Origin of the sequence: Sphingobium vermicomposti (genome assembly GCF_011762025.1) — a bacterium.
Lineage (GTDB): Bacteria > Pseudomonadota > Alphaproteobacteria > Sphingomonadales > Sphingomonadaceae > Sphingobium > Sphingobium vermicomposti.
Genome location: NZ_JAASQR010000004.1, coordinates 96,202 through 115,056, shown reverse-complemented (window position 1 = coordinate 115,056; position 18,855 = coordinate 96,202). Strand labels below are relative to the sequence as shown.

Here is an 18,855-nt window from a genome sequence, read left to right as displayed (position 1 = left end):
CCTGTCAGGGTTTGTAGTGACCGCAGGTCTTTCCACCATCGAGCCGGTATTCAAGACCATTGGCGTGCCGAGCCTCGTCCGAAGAAAGATGGGCCACGACATCGGCTACATCCTCAGGCTGGGCAAACCTTGCCAGGGGCACTGCCTTGCGAAGCGCCTCCAGCTTTTCTGGCGACAGGCTTGCCAGCAGCTTGTCAGCCATGGGCGTTTCCACAAACCCGGGACAGACGGCGTTCGTCCGCACGCCATATCGTCCATAATCCAGCGCCAGGGACTTCATCAGTCCATGCACGCCATGTTTGGAAGCGATATAAGCGGCGAAATTGGAATCGCCCCACAGGCCCGCGTCCGAACTAATGATCGTGAAGGTGCCGCGCGTCCTGATCAGTTCCGGCATCGCAAATCGCGCCAGATAGAACACCGAATCCAGGTTGATCGATATGCACTGCTTCCAATCTTCAATGCTGGTTTCGGTGGCGTTGCCGGTCGGCGCGACACCCGCGGAAGCGACGACAGTATCTATCCCCTGATAGGCCTTGGCGAAACTGTGCACGGCCCGTTCGACCGCACCAGCATCGCTGACATCCGCAAGGACAACGAGGGCATGGCCGCCCATAGCTTCGATCTCCTCGCGCAGCGTGCTCGCCGCGCTTTCGTTGCGCCCGATCAGGCACAGCGTCGCGCCCCGTCGGGCGAGCCGCAGCGCGGTGGCGCGGCCTATGCCCGACGTCGCCCCGGTGACCAGAGCACGTTCTGGAGAGACATCCGTCGTTCCCTTGAGCCGTTCATAGTTCGTCATGTCGGTCATTCGCCGCTAGCAGGATGGGGCAGCTGGCAAAGGCTTTCCTCCGCAGCCGCGCAGAATTTGTCGATGTCCTCGGCAACCATGGCAGTGGACAGGAACGCCATGCCCGCGCCCGACACATGAAAGCCCTTAAGGACAAGCATGCGTTGCAATTCGACCATTGCCGCGCTTTCAGCCGCTGTGTGCGTCTGGCTCCTGTAATCATAGACGGGACGCTGATGCGTAATGATCTTGAACATCGAACCGACGCCCGTCACCTGTCCTGGAAACCCCGAAGAGGCGAAGGCGGCAGTCAGTCCAGCGCGGGCGCGATCGCCCAGTGCATTGATATGGGCGATCAATTCCGGCGTCAGCAGGTCCAGGGTCGCCTTGCCCGCCACCATGGTGATCGGATTGGCGGAAAACGTGCCGCTCCAGGGCACTAGCGGCCTTCCCGCATGATGATCGAAGACCTTCATGACCTCCTTCGATCCGACGAGAGCACCGACCGGGAAGCCGCCGCCGATGATCTTGCCGAGCACCGTGAGATCAGGCTTCACGCCGAACTTCTTCTGTGCGCCGCCATGATCGAGGCGGAAAGTAATGACTTCGTCCAGGATGAATACTGCGCCGATCTCGGTCGCGAGGTCCCGCAATTTGGCCGCAAATTCCGGCGTCACATGCGTAAAGCCCAGATAACTGGGTGCGGCGTCGAGCAAGATCGCGCCGATGCGGTCCTTGTGCGCGCGGATGACGTTTGCCGCAGTTTCTGGATCATTGAAGGGGATGACATATACGTCCTCCAGCAGCCGGTCGGGCACACCGACCGCATATCCCACCGATTTGGGCGGGCTGGTGAACTGGTCCCTGGGCGTATCCAGGCTGACTTCGGCATAGTCGTAGGAACCGTGATAACCGCCTTCGACTTTCACGATGGCGGGGCGCCCCGTATACGCACGCGCCGCCTTGATCGCCGACATCACCGCTTCGGAACCGGAATTGCTGAAGCGGACGTTTTCCGCGGACTCTATGCGGTCGCAAAGCAGTTCGGCCAGCTCAATCTCGACCTCGGTCGGGTTGGTAAATGCGGTTCCGAGGACAAGCTGCTTCGACACCGCGTCGATGATGGCGGGGTGACAATGGCCATGGATCAGCGAGGCAAAATTGTTGAGCAAATCGAGCCGCGCCGTTCCGTCGACGTCGGTAACATATGCGCCTTTCCCGAATTTGGTATAGACCGGGAACGGTTCCAGCCAGGGCACCAGACGGGTGATGCCGCCGGGATAGACCTTCCGTCCGCGTTCATAGAGTCGCTTCGACTTGGAGTCCTCGTCGGGCCAGATCGCCATTTCAAACCTCGTCCTATTCGAAAAGGGCACTGGCCATGCGACCGCCCCGTTCATTTCAGAAAGCTTCCCGCGCGGCCGTCAGCCAGCCGCCGTCGATGACATATGCGCTGCCATGCACGTAGTCGGCTTCGTCACTGCCCAGGAACGCCGCCATTTTTGCGATTTCCTCTGGCTCGCACCATCGCCGCGCGGGCACCTTTGCCACCGCAGCCGCCATGTCCGGGGACGTCGTGGTCTGCGTTGTGGGAATAGCCATCGGGGTTGCGGTCGCACCAGGGCAGATCGCGTTCACGCGGATGCCAAGCGCCCCATATTCGAAGCAAAGTTGCCGTGTGAGGCCAAGAACCGCGTGCTTTGACGCAGTATAGGCCGATCCGCCGCCCGCCGCACTGAACGACGCAGTGGAAGCAACGTTGATGATGCCCCCCTTCCCCTGTTTCAGCATGTGGGGGATGGTATATTTCGCCATCAGGAAAGGTCCGGTCGCGTTGGCGGCCATCACGTCGTTCCATTCGTCAAGAGTGACTTCATGGGCAGGGCGGTAGCTGTCGAGGACACCCGCATTGTTGCACAGCAGGTCGATACGCCCCCAGCGATCGATGACTTGGTCGATGGCTGCGATCACATCGACCTCGACGGCGACGTCGGCGCGAATTCCCATTACCTTGCCGGATCCGCCAGCGAGCTCCACGGTCTGGCTGATCTTGTCCAGCGTCCGTCCCAGGGCCGCTACCTGTGCGCCTTGGTTCACAAATTCGGCGACCATCGCCCGGCCCATTCCGGAACCAGCTCCGGTGACCACTACCACTTTCCCATCATATCTCATCGATCAAGACCTGTTTAGTGAATGGGCGGGAAGAATTGCGTTGCGATCATCCGGCTCTACGTGCTTGCGGTGACGATCTGATCGTACCAGTCGGGTCGCGTCCGTCGCCAGCGAGTGGCGAGCCAGACACCTGCGGCGAAGGTGGCGCAGATCGAAGCCAGGAAGAAGGCTGCCAATGTCGGCGATGCATCGACAAAGACTTCGAAATTGAATGTAGCGTAGATCGCGATTGACGTCAGGCTGACAAAGCCAAGCACCGGCGCGATGCGGTAACTCCATACGCTTCCCTGCTGCTCGTCCCGGCCAAGGTAGCGGATGATCGCCAGGGATGCGACCGCGAACAACACCAGCATCCCCATCGTGCCCAGACCCACCCCCCATGCATAGAATTGCAGCACCGGATCTATGCCGGAAAGAACCACCGGGATGATGACGGCCACCACCGTGGCGCTTTGCAGCAGCGACCCGAGCGCCGGCGATCCGTGGCGCGCGTGTGTCCGTCCAAAGGCGGCGGGCAGCACATGGTCGCAGCCAAGGTTGAAGAAATAGCGTGCAATGGCGTTGTGGAATGACAGCACCGCCGCGAACAGGCTGCTGATCAGCAGCAGATACATGGCGTCCACCGACACCTGGCCGACATAAGCCGCCAGAGCGTCAGGGAACATGCCCGTGGGATCGGTGCGGATCTTGATCCCCGCTTCCGCGACGCCATAGGCGTTGATGAGCAGGAATGTGGATATGGAATAGAGGAGGGCGATCATGATGATCGAAAGGAAAGTCGCACGGGGAATGGTCTTGTCCGGGGATCGGACTTCCTCGCTGTAGATTGCAGTCGCCTCAAACCCCAAAAAGCTGGCGGCGGCCATCATGATGCCGATACCCGCGTTGCCGGAAAATAGCGACGTCAACGAATAGGGGCTAAAGTCCAGGCCCCCTGCCGGGCTACCGCGCCACAGGACAGCGGCGTCGAGTATAGCCACGATCCCGATCTCGCCCAGCATTGCCAGGCCAAGCACCCGGGCCGAAAGGTCGATACGCCTGTAGCCCAGAGCACCGACGGCTGCCCAGGCCGCAGCGGTCGCGATCCACCAGGGGAAGGCGGGAACCCCAAGCCGGTTGTGCAGATAATCGACGATGGACACACCGACCATTCCGAACGTGCCGATCTGCAGCAGCGTATAGGAGAATATCGCAAGGAACGCGCCGCCCAGTCCGAACTGTCGGCCGAGTCCCTTGGTCAGATAGATGTAAAAGGCGCCTGCTCCTTCCCCCTTGCGGGCGATGGACCGCGCCATTGCCATGAAACCGAAGGCAAAGAATAACAGTGCGCAACCGGCGATCAGAAAGGACGACACCAAGCCCACGCCATTGCCTACAGCCATTGAAACCGGCGCAAATGCTGCCATGACGGAAAGAGGCGCGGACGCCGCCAACACCGTCATGGTGAGGTCGAACACGCCCATATTGCCGCTCAGCCTGCCATGCGCCTCTTCCGCCTGTTCGACGGGGGTGGAAGACGCAATCGTCTCTGGAGTCGTTGCCATGCCGGACGTCAACATCCTGTCACCCCACCCGGAAGTCGGCCACGGGCACCGTCTTGCGCAGCGCCGCCGTCGCTTCAGCATCGACTACCAAAGTCTCGTCCTCGACCAATCCGGCAAAGGCGACACCATAGACGTCTCTTGCCCGGTCGATGGTCTCCCATCCCTCCAGCACGTCATCCAGTACCAGCGCAGGGTCGCGTTCGCGCGGGGGGCCATAACCACCACCCGAAGAATCAAAACCCCGCAAATATTCGCCCTTCTTCAATTCGACCTGGATAGAGTTGGGCAGCGCAGTCTCCGTCCCGTCGGCCCGGACGTGCCAGCCACCCGCCGTCAGCCCATCCTGGCCGCCACGCACGCCTTTGGGCGCATAATATTGGCTGTCGAGCTGGTATATCGCCATGACGGGATAATTGGTGGGGCCATAGGCAAGGTCACACGACAGGCCGCCCCGGTGCCGACCTGCGCCACCGCTGCCGCCGCGTAGCCGCATATGGTTGTAGATGATGGGCATTTTCAGCTCATCGATCTCGATCGAGTCTCGGTACATAAGGCCGCTGACGACCGGCAATCCGTAGGTGACCCAGCCGTCTGCACTGTTGCTGGCAGGTCCGCCATTCGCCGCCACTACCAGCTGGTTGACGAAAGGCGCGTCGTCATAGCGGTGATCGCGCCCTGAAAGCACGGCATAGCCTACGCCCACGCCGGTCGCGCCTTCGGCAACGCCAAAGCCATCGATCTGCGAAAAAGCCGAACCGACCATGTTAACCAGCCGGTCGGCAATGTTCGTGGTGGCCACTGAGCAGCTGTAAGGGAATTTCGGGCGCCCGACGACACACCCGTCGGCCAGCTTCACATTGACGCGGCGGAACGCACCGGAATTTTTCGGGACATCGCTGGGTATGGCGTTGAAGATGCCCGCGAAAACGCTGGCCATCGTCGTCGCTTCGGTCAGGTTGAGCCCGCACTCGACATTGGGAATATTATCGCGCAGATCGACTTCGATCCTGCCCTCACCCGGCTTCACGTCGATCGCAACCCGCAAAGGGACGCCGTTCGGCAGGAAAGGTTCGAATGGGTCGTGATGTCCTGTATTTTTCAGCGTCACTTCCGGCAGTGCGTTGATGGCCTTTTCCATCCGCGCTTCGGAATATTCCAGCCAGTAGGATTTGAACGCCTTCAGCCTGTCCTTGCCATATTTGTCGCACAACTCCTTCAGGCGTCTTTCGGCGATGCGCGCCGATCCAATCGCCGCCAGAAAATCGCCATACCATTGTCCCGGCACACGGATGCGGCGGCGGCACATGCGCACTATATCGTCGATCATCTTGTAGTCGCGCTGCACCTGCACCACCGGGAAGATCAGCGCGCCTTCCTGATAGACATCGACCGCCGAAGAATAGTAGCTGGTCGGTAGCGAGTTGCCGATATCTGCTTGGTGCGCCTTGACCGTGGCGGTGAACATATGTTCGCCGTCCAGGAAGATCGGGACGAGCGTGCAATGATCGGCCGGATGCGAATTTCCGACATAGGGATCATTGTCCAGGAACGCATCGCCCTCCTTCAAGTCAGGGTGCATCCGGGCCATTTCCGCCGCCTGGGTCTGCACCCCGAAAATATGGACCGGCAGGCCCTCGGCACAGGCGAACAACTCTCCTTCCGCCGTACACAAGGCGCAGGAAAAATCGCGCGCGCTATTGATAACCGACGATCGCGCCGTCCGCAGCAGCGTATTCGTCATCTCCCGGACGATCCCGTCCATCCGGTTCGCGAGCACGGCCATCAGGATGGCGTCATTCCGCTTGCTGTCATCGGCCATCATGCCTGCTCCGGACGTGTGTGAAGTATATAGTTGCCCGCACCGCTGATCTCAGCGGTCATGCCAGGATAGACGACCAGCGTAGTGGTCGGCTCCTCGACGATGGCAGGGCCGCTAATGACCATGCCGGTCCTGAGGTCAGCAGGCTTGAAGATCGGTGTATCGACGCCTGCATCGCCGCCAAAAAAGCAGGTCCTGCTATGATCGGGCGCTTGCGCCCTAAAGCTGTCAGCGTTGGGCGATCGCTCCATCTTCTTGGACAGCTCGACTGTAAGGCGCCCCTTCCAGTTGATAATCTCCACCGGAGAATTTTCGTCGCGAACGGCAAAGACGCGTTCGTGAAGATCGTGGAAGCTGGCAGTCAGCACATCGATGTCCGCCTGGCTGGTGAACCGACCACAGGGAATGGGCGTATCCAGTTCCCAAACCTGCGCGAGGTATCGCGCCTCGGCGAAATATTCGATGCGCCAGGGCGCACCTTGTGCATTTTCGATCTGCGATCGGAAGCGGTCCAGTTCGGCCTCTATCTTCGCCAGCGCCGCGTTCACCCCTTCGCTGTCGAAGCGCAGGGTTGATGTGAAATGGGGTGCGGTGCTTTCCGTGACGATGTCGGCGAACTGCATCCCCGACGCCGAAAGGGCCGAAGCGACTTTGGGCAGCACGACCGCATCCGATCCCAGTTCGACCGCGATCGCCATGATGTTCATGCCCGCGGCGCCGCCGCCCGCCACTACGGTACTTTCGCGCGGGTCAATCCCCTGCTGAACGGTAATTTCATGGATGGCCTTGACCATGTGGTCGGTGGCGATGCGCATGATACCCCAGGCCGCCGCCTCGATCGAAAGGCCCAGCGGTTCGGCAATCGTGGCGATGGCTTCGCGCGCAGCCGCCACGTCCAGCTTCATGCGCCCGCCAAGGAAGTAGTCCGGATCAAAATAACCGAGCACGCAGGCAGCGTCCGATGTCGTGGGCTTCAGACCTCCGCGACCGTAGCAGGCTGGCCCCGGTTCCGACCCGGCCGATTGCGGGCCGACGCGCAGCATGCCGCCATCGTCTATCCAGGCGATCGATCCGCCGCCAGCGCCGATTGACCGGATGTCGACCGACGAAATGCCTAGCAGGTCCCCCTCCCACATGCCGCCCAGCCAGGTGTCGCGGCTGTAGACGAGTTGGCCATTGCGCGAGAGTCCGACGTCGAAGGTGGTTCCGCCAGTATCCGCGACGATCATATTATCGCCCAGACCTTCAGCGACCGAATAAGTGATACCCGCGACCGGAGCCATCGACGGCCCCGACTTCGCCATGTTGATCGGCGATTGCATGACCGAAGCCAAATCCATGACCCCGCCGAAACTGGTCGAAACGAGGATCTGGCCCTTATATCCGGCCGCGCGGATATCCTGTTCGAACTCGAACAGATGTTTCTGCATCAATGGCTTGAGCGACGCATCGATCGCGGTTGCGGACGCTCGGCGATATTCGCGGATGATGGGTGCCAACTGGTGCGAAAGCGAATAGGGAACGCCCGGCAGCATTTCCTCAATCAGAGCGCCTACCGCCAGTTCATGTTCGGGATTGATGAAGGACCACAGCAGGCACACGCCGATCGCTTCGAAATTCCTGTGCGCTAGTTGCCGCAACAGGGCGCGAACCGCATCCTGGTCCAGCCCGCGCACCACCTTGCCTTCCGCATCGATCCGTTCGGGCACTTCGAAAGTGCGCCGCCGGGGGATATAGGGAGCCGGATAGGATTTGGTGAAATCATAGCCATCCAGCTTTCCACCTTCCTTTAAAACCAGAATGTCAGGAAAACCTTCGGTCGTCAGAAACGCCGTCTTCGCGACATTACGCGTCACGATAGCGTTCGTTGCACGGGTGGTGCCATAAATGAACAGCGTTGTGTCCGCGAGCAACTGGTCAAGGCCCAGGCCAAGGTCGGCGGCCGCGGCCTTGATGGATTCGCTAAGACCGCCAAACACACGACCATGTGTCGTCAGCGCCTTGCCGATCGTCTGCTTTCCAGATGCGTCCCGGACGATCACATCGGTGAAGGTGCCGCCAGTATCCACGGAGATGGTAAAACTCATGCCTCAACATTCCCTGCTTGGCCATTGGAACGGGCCGGACTCACATTGGGACAGACGATCTGGACAGCTCGAACATGCGAGTGACTCAGGCGGATCATACCCAAACCGAAAAAAGGGAATATCCTCGCCAAACAATCAGCGTCCGGGCATCGTCCCAGCAGCGGCCATTCGTTCACGACAGGTGTCCCCCGTTGTCATTCCCGTCCAATTGCGCATACTATCGCATTTCGTTTCCAATTATGATAGCGAACGTTTGTTAATGCAAGTCCGAAGTTGAAACCGCATGCGAACCTTCGATTGTCCCGTCTGTCTTTGGACGGATAGATGGTTGCCATCGGCCTTCTGACAGGATTAAGGGATCAGCAGGATGGATTCACCGACAAAGCAGACCAAAGCCCCACGCAAGCGCGCCGGCTATGAAGCCAGACTCGCCGAGTCCGAAGAACTCGCGATCGAGCGGGAGAACCGTACCACGCGATCGGACACGCGCGCTCGGCTGCTCGTGGCGGCGCTTGAACTGTTTTCAAAGAATGGTTTCGACGCGTCCACCATGCGTGATCTAGCCCAGTTCGCAGGCATCAAGGCGCCAGCTATCTACAATCACTTCAAGTCAAAGGAAGCCCTACTGGGGGAAGCGCTGCTGTGGGCAATGGAGGATTTCAACGAACGAGTCCTGGGCCCCCGTGCTCCAGAGGAATCCGACATCAAGGCGCTGGAAGGGATATTGGAGCGGCATATCCGTTACCAGTTAGAAAATCCCGTGATCGCGAGGGCCTTTGACATATTAATGGCGCACAACCTGCTCCAGCGCGTGGGAGAGATAAAGTTCCAGCAGGCGATTCAAGATCGGTTGCGATTGTATCTCCGCGAAGTCACGAAGCTCGTTTCGCTGCTCATTGAGGATGCGCCCGTCAAATCGGATTACCGCATCCTGTCCAGCGCCATTTCGACGATGTATGATCAGGTCGGGCGCTGGTATGTATCCGCATCGAAGGCGGCGGACAATCATCTCGTTGCCACTTACTGGGATCTTACCCGCCGCATGCTAGGCGTCGGCGACACCGCACCGGGCGCGTAAACGCACGGCTGGACTGCCACGATTACCGCAACGATCCTCCGCGCTTTTCCTGATGCTGATGGCAGGGACCGGACAAGAGAGTCCGTTCAGGCTTTTGAACAGCCAGTTGCCTGATTGTCAGCACGCTTCTCTCTCTCTCTCTCTCTCTCAGGAAAAATCTTCGGTATAAAAGGAACGCTCATGCTCCTGTTCATTGGAGCATGAGCGTCGATTTCCATCCTCGCGCAGTCTACTGAGCGCAGGATTTCAGCATGTCGGTATATTCCTGCCGGGTTGCGACCCTGCGGCCCAGCACCTCGCCCAGCTTCGCGCCCAGTTGGAACGTCTGCAGGTTTGACTGGATGCGATCATCACGGTGCGGCCAGAGCCAATAGGTATCCTCCATGCCGACGCGGATATGCAGGCCCATGGCGGCCGCCAACGTGGCGACATACATGGACGCGCGGCCTGCCGCGCAGACCATGATGTGGCCGTCGGGATCAACGTCGCGAATGGTTGTGACGGTGCGCATCAGCCCTTCGACCATCTGGCGCGGGTTGTTCATCGGGCTGCATCCCGGAAGGGCTGGAAGGATCAACCAGAAGGCCGGCCCCTTGATGAGGCCGCTCTTGATTAGAAAGCGGTCCGCGTTGGAAACGTCGGCGTCTGTGTAAACGGCGATTTCGGGGATGCCTCCATTTTCCAGAATGATGCGCACCTTTTCAATCATGACCGGCGCAGGCTTACTGAACAGGGAGTCACCGATATAGGTAGTGGTGGTATTGATCGGCGCGCCGTCCAGAAGGCCAGTCGCCAGCACCCGCTTCATTTCCGCCCACTCCCCATCCAGCGCCGGGACCAGGCAGCCATCGACTGACAGATCAGGATAGTCCTTTTTCAAGGGCGCAATGACCTGTTCAAACCGATCTAGCGAGAGGACATTATAGCCCTCGTCATCACGAACGTGGATGTGCACCGTGCTCGCGCCCGCTTCCAGGCATTCGCGCGCCGAATTGCGGATTTCCTCGGGCGTGTACGGCTGGTTGGGATTTTGCGACCGGCGAAAAAAAGCCCCAGTGATGGCCACGGACACAGCCAGAGTTTCGGGAATATTCCACGGCACCGAAATCGGCGCGTCATGGAAAGACGAATGTTCCAGATCCAGAACAATGGGCGCGCCATAAGGCCGCCAGATCATCCGTTCATTTTCGCGGGCGACACCTTTCCCAATTCGGTCCCAATCTATCTTAACCATTGTTCACTCCCAGTGGTGGTTAGTCTTTCCCATATTTCGTTGAGCGGATTTCCCAGCAGCGCGACCTCTTTTGCCAACCGCTATCCGCAACAGCCTGCCGCGCACGCCCCGTCCGAAGCGCCCAGCCGGGGGTCGGCAGCCTGAATGATCCGGCGCGTCCACGCCCGAAGGCGAACGGCGGCCTTGACGCTGCCCTGGTCGAGACTGATCGGCGTGACCGACACATGCCCGTTCGCGATTGCCGATGCGTCAGATCCTGCTTCCTCCACGAAGCGGGAGGAACGATAGGCAGCGGGGTGTATCAACCAGCCATCATCTACCCCGGTCTCCGCCTGCTCCCAGTCGAGCGGCTCCCAGATGCGTTCACTTAATGATGTCAGCTTGAGGTGACGGCCCGTAAGGCGCGCCGGGATATTGACGTTCAGGATGCTGCGTTCGGGCGGTGGTGAAGCAGCCAGCCAGGCGGTGAGCTCCGCGCCCACCGCGCAGGACCAACTGAAATCCTGTTCGTGCGCACCATCGCAGCCGGACACGCTCGAATGGGCCTGCTGCGAGAGGGCCATCGCAGGATAGCCCAGGATCGCGGCTTCGGCGGCTGCGCCAAAGGTAGAGGAATAGCTGGCGTCGTCACCAATATTCGCTTCCTCCGCGATTCCAGACACTACGGCAGCAATGTTACGTGCCATCCCAGACAGGATCGCCACTCGCACGCAATCCGCCGCCGTGCCATGAACACGGTAGATGGGATGACAATCATCATCCCCGGCCCGCTCCATCCGCATCGCAGTCCGGTCGGAAATCGCCCGGGACATTCTGGGCGCGGACGAGGCCGGAGCTACGGTGAGCACATTGAACCCTGCCGCGATCAATGCGCCGCGTAAGGACAGGATGCCTCGCGAACCATCACCTTCTGAATTGGTCAATAAGACGTTCATCGAAGCCCGCGAATCCATTTGTCCGAACCAACACCCAATGATCCAATAATAATTAACGTTTGTTTCTATAGAGTGCAACCCTATTTGCTCGGGCCGCCCTTTGTCGACAGAAGCGTCAATGCCTGTCGCCTGATCTCTGACCCATCGGTAATGTCATTATCGGGTGAAGATTCGGCTGGTTCCCAAGGACAATCAGCAACATACCCCGTTCATCACATCCTGATGCGTTCATGCAGCAGACATTATCGCGGAGCTGGTCGGCAATGCAGACGGGGCACGCTCAACCTGGCTGCACCCTACTGCCGAAATTGATGGCTGCCTCCAGGGCAACGCATGTTCCCCAGAGCCTCCCCAGAACTGGCGAACGACGATCGGTGCTAAGGTGAGGCGATCAGAAGACCACGACGGATCGGATGCTTTCGCCCGCATGCATCAGGTCGAAACCCTTGTTGATGTCCTCCAGGCTAAGGACATGGGTAATCATCGGGTCGATCTCGATCTTGCCGCTCATATACCAGTCGACGATCCTGGGCACATCCGTGCGCCCCTTCGCACCACCAAAGGCGCTGCCCTGCCACACGCGGCCAGTGACCAGCTGGAATGGCCGGGTAGAGATTTCCTTGCCCGCTTCGGCGACGCCGATCACCGTGGAAACGCCCCAGCCGCGATGGCAGGCTTCCAGCGCCTGGCGCATGACTTGCGTATTGCCAGTGCAATCGAACGTATAATCCGCCCCGCCATCGGTCAGGGCCACCAGGTCGGCCACCACTTCGTCCGTGCTCTTGCCCCTGGGATTGTAAAAATGGGTCATGCCGAACCGGCGGCCCCATTCGGCCTTGCCGTCATTCAGGTCGACGCCCACGATCATGTCCGCGCCCACCATCCTTGCGCCCTGGATGACATTAAGGCCGATGCCGCCAAGGCCAAAGACGATGACGTTGGAACCGGGCGTCACCTTCGCCGTCTTGACCACCGCGCCCACGCCAGTCGTGACCCCGCACCCGATATAGCAGCTCTTGTCGAAAGGCGCGTCCTCCCTGATCTTCGCCACCGCGATTTCCGGCAACACGGTGAAGTTCGAGAAGGTCGAGCAGCCCATATAATGGAAGATCGGCTGCCCCTTATAGGAAAAGCGGGTCGTCCCGTCAGGCATCAGCCCCTTGCCCTGCGTCGCGCGGATCGCGGTGCACAGGTTCGTCTTGCCCGAAAGGCAGCTTTTGCACTGGCGGCATTCAGGGGTGTAGAGCGGGATCACATGATCGCCCGGCTTTACCGACGTTACCCCGGCACCGACCTCCCGCACGACGCCCGCGCCTTCATGCCCCAGGATCGACGGAAAGATGCCCTCGCTATCCAGCCCGTCGAGCGTGTACGCATCGGTATGGCATATGCCCGTCGCCATGATTTCGACCAGAACCTCGCCCGCTTTAGGCCCCTCCAGGTCAACTTCGACGATCTCCAAAGGCTTCTTCGCTTCAAAGGCAACGGCGGCGCGGGTCTTCATTTTTCACTCCTGGAACGGATCGAAATTTGAGAAATCAAGGATGACAAAACGCAAACAGCCAAAATCCTGTGCAGGTATCGCGGACTCACATGCGCTCGCGCTACCCCAGCCTGTCCTCATTTTTCTGTCGATCCCTCGTAGCAATGACCCTACGATTTGATAATATAGGCTTTTGGCAAAGCATTATTTCATAATAGGGATAATTTGTGTCCAGCTGGGACGGAATCGACGAATTTTTGAGCGTGGCCAGGACTGGCTCATTTACGCGCGGTGCTAGGACGCTGGGCGTATCAACAACGCATGTCAGCCGATCCATTATGGCGCTGGAGCAGCGTATAGCGGCGCAGCTGCTCCACCGCACAACCCGTACTGTGCGCTTGACCGACACGGGTCGCATCTTTTTCGAACGCTGCGAGCGGATCGCTCAGGAAAGGGATGAAGCAATTGGCCTCATCAGTGAACGTAATGAGCCCCAAGGCGAGCTGAGGGTCACCTGTTCCACGGCGATGGGGGAGCTCTTCGTCGCACCAATCATCCGCCGTTTCGCCATGCAGCATCCTAAGCTGACAGTATCGATCCTGCTGTCCAACCAAGTGATTGATCTGGCGGCCGAAGGCTTTGACCTGGCTGTACGTACGGGTCCGATTACGGACCCGCGTCTGATCGCAACCCGTGTTGCTTCGCGCAGGCTCTATACCTGTGCGGCACCCAGCTATCTGGCTTCCGCCGGACGGCCCAAACTCGTCGAATCCCTGGCAGCGCATGAATGTATTGCAGGCACGTCCACCACTTGGCATTATCAGCGCGATGGTCACACAGCCATTCACAGGCCGAAAGGGCGCTTCCGTTGTAATAGCGGGCATGCAGTGATCGAAGCATGCCTCGCTGGTTTGGGCATCTGTCAGCTGCCTGATTTTTATATTTTACCCCATCTAAAGCAAGGCACAGTTGAGCTATTGCTCGAGGATTTCCAGCCTGAAGATGAACCGATCTGGGCAGTTTATCCTCAGCGAAGACATTTGCTACCGAAAGTTCAGCAAGTCGTCGAATGCCTACAGCAAGAGCTAGGACGCACTATTGACCAAATTGGTCCCAAATCTGGATCACCCAATCACTTGGATTGATTTGAATCTGAGCATATCGTCAACATATAGTCATCGCAATTTGGGTATTCCCCAAATATTTTCGGGCAATCCTTCGCACTGATCGATGTAAAGACCGAAAAGCGCCTGAGAAACGCACCGGTCCTTGATGCCGATCCTCCTGCCCTGCCTCGTCCCGTATCACCTTGTTCAAGCGCCAGCAGCGGCGGCGACCTGAACAGAACGCCGCTGTCGATCAGTGCAACCCGGACCCGCCCCCGCTCAGTTCCTTGGCGATGGAGCCGACCATGTCCTTGGCGTCACCGAACAGCATCTGGGTGTTGCTGTTATAATAGATCGGATTATCGATCCCGGCAAAGCCCGCATTCATCGACCGTTTGATCACGAACACCGACTTGGCGCGATCCGCCTCGATGATCGGCATGCCCGCGATGGCGCTCTGCGGGTCGTCACGCGCTGACGGATTGACCGTGTCGTTCGCGCCGATGATCACCGCCACGTCCGCCTGCGGCAGTTCGGGGTTGATGTCGTCCAGGTTGACCAGCTGCTCATAAGGCACATTGGCTTCGGCCAGCAGCACGTTCATGTGACCGGGCATGCGCCCCGCCACCGGGTGGATCGCGAACTTGACGTCCACGCCCTTCTTGGTCAGCGCCTGGTAAAGCTCGCTCACCTTGTGCTGCGCCTGTGCCACCGCCATGCCGTAGCCGGGGATGATGACCACGCTGCTGGCATTTTCCAGCTGCATCGCCGCTTCCTCAGCCGAGGCGGAACGCACCACGCGGTCGTCCTTGCCCCCGGTCACGCCCGCGATCACCTTGCCAAAGCCGCCGAACATGACGTTGGCAAAGCTGCGGTTCATCGCCTTGCACATGACCAGCGCCAGGATGAAGCCCGACGCCCCGTCCAGCGCGCCCGCCACGATCAACAGCTTGTTGCCCAGCGCAAAGCCCATGGCGCTCGCCGCCAGACCTGCATAGCTGTTGAGCAGCGCGATCACGGTCGGCATGTCCGCCCCGCCGATCGGGATCACCAGCAATATGCCAAACAGCAGCGCCAGCGCGACAAACGCCGGGAACAGCCAGGTCTGGGTCGGATCGATCGCCAGCGTCGCGCCGATCACCACCGTCGCCAGCGCCACCGCGCCATTGAAGATGCGTTGGCCGGGGAAAGACACCGGGCGGCTGCCCATCAGTTCCTGCAGCTTGGCAAAGGCGACGACCGATGCCGTGCAGGTCAGGAAACCCAGCAGCATTTCGAACATCAGCACCCACATGATGAAGCCGCCGGCATATTCGGGGTGGGCATGTTTATAATATTCAGCCGCGCCGATCAGGCCGACAGCCAGCGCGCCGAATGCGTGGGAAATGGCAGTTCGCTGCGGGATCGCCGTCATCGGCATCAACAGCGCCATCGGGATGCCCGCCGCCGCACCCGCGATCATCGCGATGATGATCAGGTCGTAATTGACCACCTCATGCTGGACCAGCGCGCCGATGATGGCGATGACCATCCCGATTTCGCCCGCGCGCACGCCGCGCCGGGCAGTCGAAGGATGGCTCATCCACATCAGCGACAGGATGAACAGAGCCGATGCGGCAATCGCCGCAAAAGGAACAAAGACGCCCATCTGTTACTTCCCCCGCGGCTTGAACATCTTGAGCATGCGATCGGTGATCATGAACCCGCTGACCAGATTCACCGTCGCGCAGAACACCGCGATAAAGCCCAGCGTCTTGGCCAGCGGCGTCGCGCCTTCCTCACCCGTGATCGTGATCGCCCCCACGATCACCACCGCCGCAATCGCATTGGTCAGCGACATCAACGGCGAATGCAGCAGCGGCGACACCTTCTTGATCAACTGAAAACCCAAAAAGGCCGCCAGTATGAAGACGAAAAGATAATCTGCATTAAAAGCGTTCACTGTCACCATCCCCTGCTTCAGGCCGCTGCCGCCTGAACGAATCGGGGATGCACAATCATGCCACCCCGCGTCAGCGTCACTGCTTCGATCAGCACATCGTCGGCGGCCATCGCCAACGTCTTTCCTACCTTGTCCCAATAGGCTTCGATGAAATTATAGCAGTTGCGCGCGAACAGGTTCGACGCGTCAACCGCCAGCCGTGATGCGCCATCGACCAGCCCGATAATCTTCACGCCATGGCGTTCCACCATCTCTCCCACCACTGCACCTTCGACATTGCCGCCGCTTTCCGCCGCCAGATCGACGATCACGCTGCCCGGCTTCATGGTCGCGATCTGCGCATCGCTGATCAGGCGCGGCGCGGGCCGACCGGGGATCAGCGCGGTCGTGACGACAATGTCCTGCATGGCGATGTGGCCACTGACCAACGCCGCCTGACGCTGGCGATAGGCTTCGCTCATTTCCCCTGCATAGCCGCCCGCCGCTGCGGTCAACTGGTCGCCGTCGCGGATATCCTCGAACACAGGCTTTGCGCCCAGCGACATGATCTGCTCCCGCGTTTCCGGCCGGACATCCGTGGCGGACACCACCGCGCCCAGCCGCCGGGCGGTGGCGATAGCCTGTAGCCCGGCGACGCCAACGCCCATGACAAAAGCCTTGGCCGCGACGATCGACCCTGCCGCCGTGGTCATCATGGGCAGGCAGCGATTAAGCTCGGTCGTGGCCCGCGCCACCGCATGATAGCCGGCCAGATTGGCCTGACTGGACAATATGTCCATCGCCTGCGCCCGCGTCGTGCGGGGCAGCAGCTCAAGCGCCATGGCCTCCACGCCCAGGCTGGCATAATCCGCCATCCGGGCGGGGTCGGCGTAGGGCGCAAGCCCCCCGATCAGCTTGGTTCCGGGCCGGACCCCCGCAAGATCAGCCGCCGCCGGGGGCCGAACCGTGACCAGGGCGTCCGCCTGTGTCAGCGCTTCCTGGCGGGAAACAATGGCCGCGCCCTGTGCCGCATAGGCTTCGTCCGAAAACCCCGCAGCAAGGCCCGCGCCGCTTTCGACCAGCGTGGACAAGCCCAGCTTCGCATAACGGGTGACGGCTGATGGCGTCAACGCAACGCGATGATCACCTGCCTCCAGGTTAACCAGGACGGAAATCTGCACCATTGATCCTCTCCGTGTCCGCCGGGTTTTCAGTTACCGGCCCATGTCGGAAGCATTCTCCCGACACGTCCATCCCGCGCTTCGAGCGGGCATGGCGTCATTAGTATACCTGCATACTATCTGACATATGTCAATCATGGGATTGACGACACCCATTCGCGCCACCCCGGAACAGCCGCCTTCGGCCAACCGGCCACAGGCGCGGCGCATCCGGCTCAGCCCATAAAGGACAAGCGGGCACAGCCCTGAAGGCCGCGCCCGCCAAAGTGGCTAAAGCGAAATGCCGCCGTCGACGCAGGTGATCTGGCCGGTGACATAGGATGCCTGTTCCGACGAAAGGTAGAGCACCATGCTGGCCAGTTCCTCTCCTCGACCCGGCCGGTTGCCCAGGCGGATGCGACTGGTCATCCACTCCAGCGCTTCCGCGCCAGCGTCGCCGCCGGTCATCGCGCGGCCCGGATCGTCCAGTTCAGCCTCGGCCTTGTCGATCGCGCCCATGCCGAAATTGAACCAGCCCAAACGAACGACGTTGGCACGCACGCCATAAACCGCCTCTTCCGCCGCAAGGTAGAGCGCCATGCTTTCGAGGCCCGCCTTCGGCACGGCGGATTGGCCGTCGCGGTCGAAACGGCGCGCGTTGCCGAAACTGGTGCAAACCGTGATGACGCCCTTGTTCGCGCGCATCTGTTCCTTGGTCGCGCTGATCACGTTGAAGAATCCGAACAGCTCCGTCTTGACCAGAAACTCCATGAAACTGGGCTTCACGTCGGCCAATTGGAGCGTGTTATCCCACATCGGGCCTGACGCGTAGATGACCGTGTGGATATGGCCGTACTGCTCCACGACTTGCGCAATACATCCCTCAACGGCCTGTAGGTCCGTGATGTCCAGCTTGCTCGCCGACGCCTTCACCCCGTCAGCCGCCAACTCCTCGACCAGGGCGTTCGCCTTGCGTTCATTGCTGTTATAGGTGAATGCGATATTGGCCCCGGTCTTCGCAAAGGCCCGCACGATGGCCGATCCCGCGCCGCCGGTGCCGCCGATAATGAACACAGCTCCATCGGGCCGTACTGTCAGATTATAGGTCATTTCCCACTTCTCTCCATAAGTGCGAGCCGGAATCGCTCTGCTTTGTGTTTTGTGCCGAACCATCACCGCCGGCCTTGGCGGCGGGATCACAGCGCCTGAGACGGCAGCCGTCTCGTCGTTTATCGATATCACTGACATTTGTCGTTTACCAAGTCAATGCGCAATGCGCGTGCATGGGACTTGCTGTCGATCAGGAGGTCAGATCCCGGCCCCATCCATTATCGGTTTGACGACGTTCGTCACTTTCTATAACAGACGGATGTCGTTTATTGAATAAGCAACGACAGGGCAGTGACAAAAAGCCCGCCCAGGATCGAGGATTAATGACCGTTAGAAAGGCACAAAATGCGCCGCGCGGTGAAGGCCGCCACGACGGCGAGGCATGGAATTGCCTCGCACATCGGGCGTCGTCGGCAATC

15 protein-coding genes are annotated in these 18,855 nt (G+C 60.0%); 2 read left to right on the top strand and 13 right to left on the bottom strand.

What is annotated here, in order from left to right:
• Positions 1–4: 4 nt before the first annotated feature.
• The 6 genes from FHS54_RS13980 to FHS54_RS13955 are packed head-to-tail and all read right to left on the bottom strand — an operon-like array spanning position 5 to position 8,409.
• A complete protein-coding gene (locus FHS54_RS13980; protein WP_167304687.1) occupies positions 5–808 on the bottom strand; it encodes an SDR family NAD(P)-dependent oxidoreductase in 804 nt (267 codons plus the stop codon).
• Positions 805–2,133: an aspartate aminotransferase family protein gene (locus FHS54_RS13975; RefSeq protein WP_167304685.1), complete on the bottom strand. Its 1,329-nt coding sequence runs from the start codon at positions 2,131–2,133 to the stop codon at positions 805–807. Before FHS54_RS13975 ends, FHS54_RS13980 begins: the two co-directional genes overlap by 4 nt.
• A gap of 55 nt (positions 2,134–2,188) precedes the next feature.
• Positions 2,189–2,959, bottom strand: coding sequence for an SDR family NAD(P)-dependent oxidoreductase (locus tag FHS54_RS13970; protein WP_167304683.1), 771 nt, complete (start codon positions 2,957–2,959; stop codon positions 2,189–2,191).
• 56 nt (positions 2,960–3,015) lie between these two features.
• Entirely contained in the window at positions 3,016–4,503 is a 1,488-nt protein-coding gene (locus FHS54_RS13965; RefSeq protein ID WP_167304681.1) for an APC family permease, read from the bottom strand.
• A 19-nt stretch (positions 4,504–4,522) separates the two neighbouring features.
• Entirely contained in the window at positions 4,523–6,325 is a 1,803-nt protein-coding gene (locus tag FHS54_RS13960) for a hydantoinase B/oxoprolinase family protein (RefSeq protein WP_243855775.1), read from the bottom strand.
• Positions 6,322–8,409: a hydantoinase/oxoprolinase family protein gene (locus FHS54_RS13955; protein ID WP_167304679.1), complete on the bottom strand. Its 2,088-nt coding sequence runs from the start codon at positions 8,407–8,409 to the stop codon at positions 6,322–6,324. Before FHS54_RS13955 ends, FHS54_RS13960 begins: the two co-directional genes overlap by 4 nt.
• A gap of 367 nt (positions 8,410–8,776) precedes the next feature.
• On the opposite strand from FHS54_RS13955, the gene FHS54_RS13950 reads away from it, so the two are divergent.
• Positions 8,777–9,487 (top strand): TetR/AcrR family transcriptional regulator, encoded by a 711-nt coding sequence (locus tag FHS54_RS13950; protein ID WP_167304677.1) that lies wholly within the window; start codon positions 8,777–8,779, stop codon positions 9,485–9,487.
• 229 nt (positions 9,488–9,716) lie between these two features.
• Here FHS54_RS13950 and FHS54_RS13945 read toward each other — a convergent pair whose 3' ends face one another.
• The 3 genes from FHS54_RS13945 to FHS54_RS13935 form a co-directional block, all read right to left on the bottom strand.
• Positions 9,717–10,721, bottom strand: a complete 1,005-nt coding sequence (locus FHS54_RS13945; protein ID WP_167304675.1) for a beta-keto acid cleavage family enzyme — start codon at positions 10,719–10,721, stop codon at positions 9,717–9,719.
• Between the two features lie 80 nt (positions 10,722–10,801).
• Entirely contained in the window at positions 10,802–11,656 is an 855-nt protein-coding gene (gene surE / locus FHS54_RS13940; RefSeq protein ID WP_167304673.1) for a 5'/3'-nucleotidase SurE, read from the bottom strand.
• Positions 11,657–12,047: 391 nt separating this feature from the next.
• Positions 12,048–13,160, bottom strand: coding sequence for an S-(hydroxymethyl)glutathione dehydrogenase/class III alcohol dehydrogenase (locus tag FHS54_RS13935; RefSeq protein ID WP_167304671.1), 1,113 nt, complete (start codon positions 13,158–13,160; stop codon positions 12,048–12,050).
• Positions 13,161–13,366: 206 nt separating this feature from the next.
• Between FHS54_RS13935 and FHS54_RS13930 the strand changes: the two genes are divergently transcribed.
• Positions 13,367–14,284 carry a LysR substrate-binding domain-containing protein gene (locus FHS54_RS13930; protein ID WP_167304669.1) on the top strand — a complete coding sequence of 306 codons (918 nt, stop codon included), beginning with the start codon at positions 13,367–13,369 and terminating at the stop codon, positions 14,282–14,284.
• 214 nt (positions 14,285–14,498) lie between these two features.
• Here the strand turns inward: FHS54_RS13930 and FHS54_RS13925 are convergent, their stop codons facing one another.
• The 4 genes from FHS54_RS13925 to FHS54_RS13910 all read right to left on the bottom strand — a co-directional run bounded on the left by FHS54_RS13925 (position 14,499) and on the right by FHS54_RS13910 (position 18,436).
• A complete protein-coding gene (locus FHS54_RS13925) occupies positions 14,499–15,893 on the bottom strand; it encodes an NAD(P)(+) transhydrogenase (Re/Si-specific) subunit beta (protein ID WP_167304667.1) in 1,395 nt (464 codons plus the stop codon).
• A 3-nt stretch (positions 15,894–15,896) separates the two neighbouring features.
• The gene (locus FHS54_RS13920; protein WP_167304665.1) at positions 15,897–16,187 is read right to left on the bottom strand and encodes a proton-translocating transhydrogenase family protein; all 291 of its coding nucleotides are present in this window, start codon (positions 16,185–16,187) and stop codon (positions 15,897–15,899) included.
• Between the two features lie 17 nt (positions 16,188–16,204).
• Positions 16,205–17,347: a Rossmann-fold NAD(P)-binding domain-containing protein gene (locus tag FHS54_RS13915; RefSeq protein WP_167305161.1), complete on the bottom strand. Its 1,143-nt coding sequence runs from the start codon at positions 17,345–17,347 to the stop codon at positions 16,205–16,207.
• 270 nt (positions 17,348–17,617) lie between these two features.
• Positions 17,618–18,436: an SDR family NAD(P)-dependent oxidoreductase gene (locus FHS54_RS13910; protein ID WP_167304663.1), complete on the bottom strand. Its 819-nt coding sequence runs from the start codon at positions 18,434–18,436 to the stop codon at positions 17,618–17,620.
• Positions 18,437–18,855 lie beyond the last annotated feature (419 nt).

Bases quoted from the DNA above. Each gene is read 5' to 3' on its own strand.
- surE (WP_167304673.1), bottom strand. From the start codon at position 11,656: ATGAACGTCTTATTGACCAATTCAGAAGGTGATGGTTCGCGAGGCATC.
- FHS54_RS13935 (WP_167304671.1), bottom strand. From the start codon at position 13,160: ATGAAGACCCGCGCCGCCGTTGCCTTTGAAGCGAAGAAGCCTTTGGAG.
- FHS54_RS13950 (WP_167304677.1), top strand. From the start codon at position 8,777: ATGGATTCACCGACAAAGCAGACCAAAGCCCCACGCAAGCGCGCCGGC.
- FHS54_RS13980 (WP_167304687.1), bottom strand. From the start codon at position 808: ATGACCGACATGACGAACTATGAACGGCTCAAGGGAACGACGGATGTC.
- FHS54_RS13925 (WP_167304667.1), bottom strand. From the start codon at position 15,893: ATGGGCGTCTTTGTTCCTTTTGCGGCGATTGCCGCATCGGCTCTGTTC.
- FHS54_RS13965 (WP_167304681.1), bottom strand. From the start codon at position 4,503: ATGGCAACGACTCCAGAGACGATTGCGTCTTCCACCCCCGTCGAACAG.
- FHS54_RS13955 (WP_167304679.1), bottom strand. From the start codon at position 8,409: ATGAGTTTTACCATCTCCGTGGATACTGGCGGCACCTTCACCGATGTG.
- FHS54_RS13970 (WP_167304683.1), bottom strand. From the start codon at position 2,959: ATGAGATATGATGGGAAAGTGGTAGTGGTCACCGGAGCTGGTTCCGGA.
- FHS54_RS13910 (WP_167304663.1), bottom strand. From the start codon at position 18,436: ATGACCTATAATCTGACAGTACGGCCCGATGGAGCTGTGTTCATTATC.
- FHS54_RS13975 (WP_167304685.1), bottom strand. From the start codon at position 2,133: ATGGCGATCTGGCCCGACGAGGACTCCAAGTCGAAGCGACTCTATGAA.
- FHS54_RS13945 (WP_167304675.1), bottom strand. From the start codon at position 10,721: ATGGTTAAGATAGATTGGGACCGAATTGGGAAAGGTGTCGCCCGCGAA.
- FHS54_RS13960 (WP_243855775.1), bottom strand. From the start codon at position 6,325: ATGATGGCCGATGACAGCAAGCGGAATGACGCCATCCTGATGGCCGTG.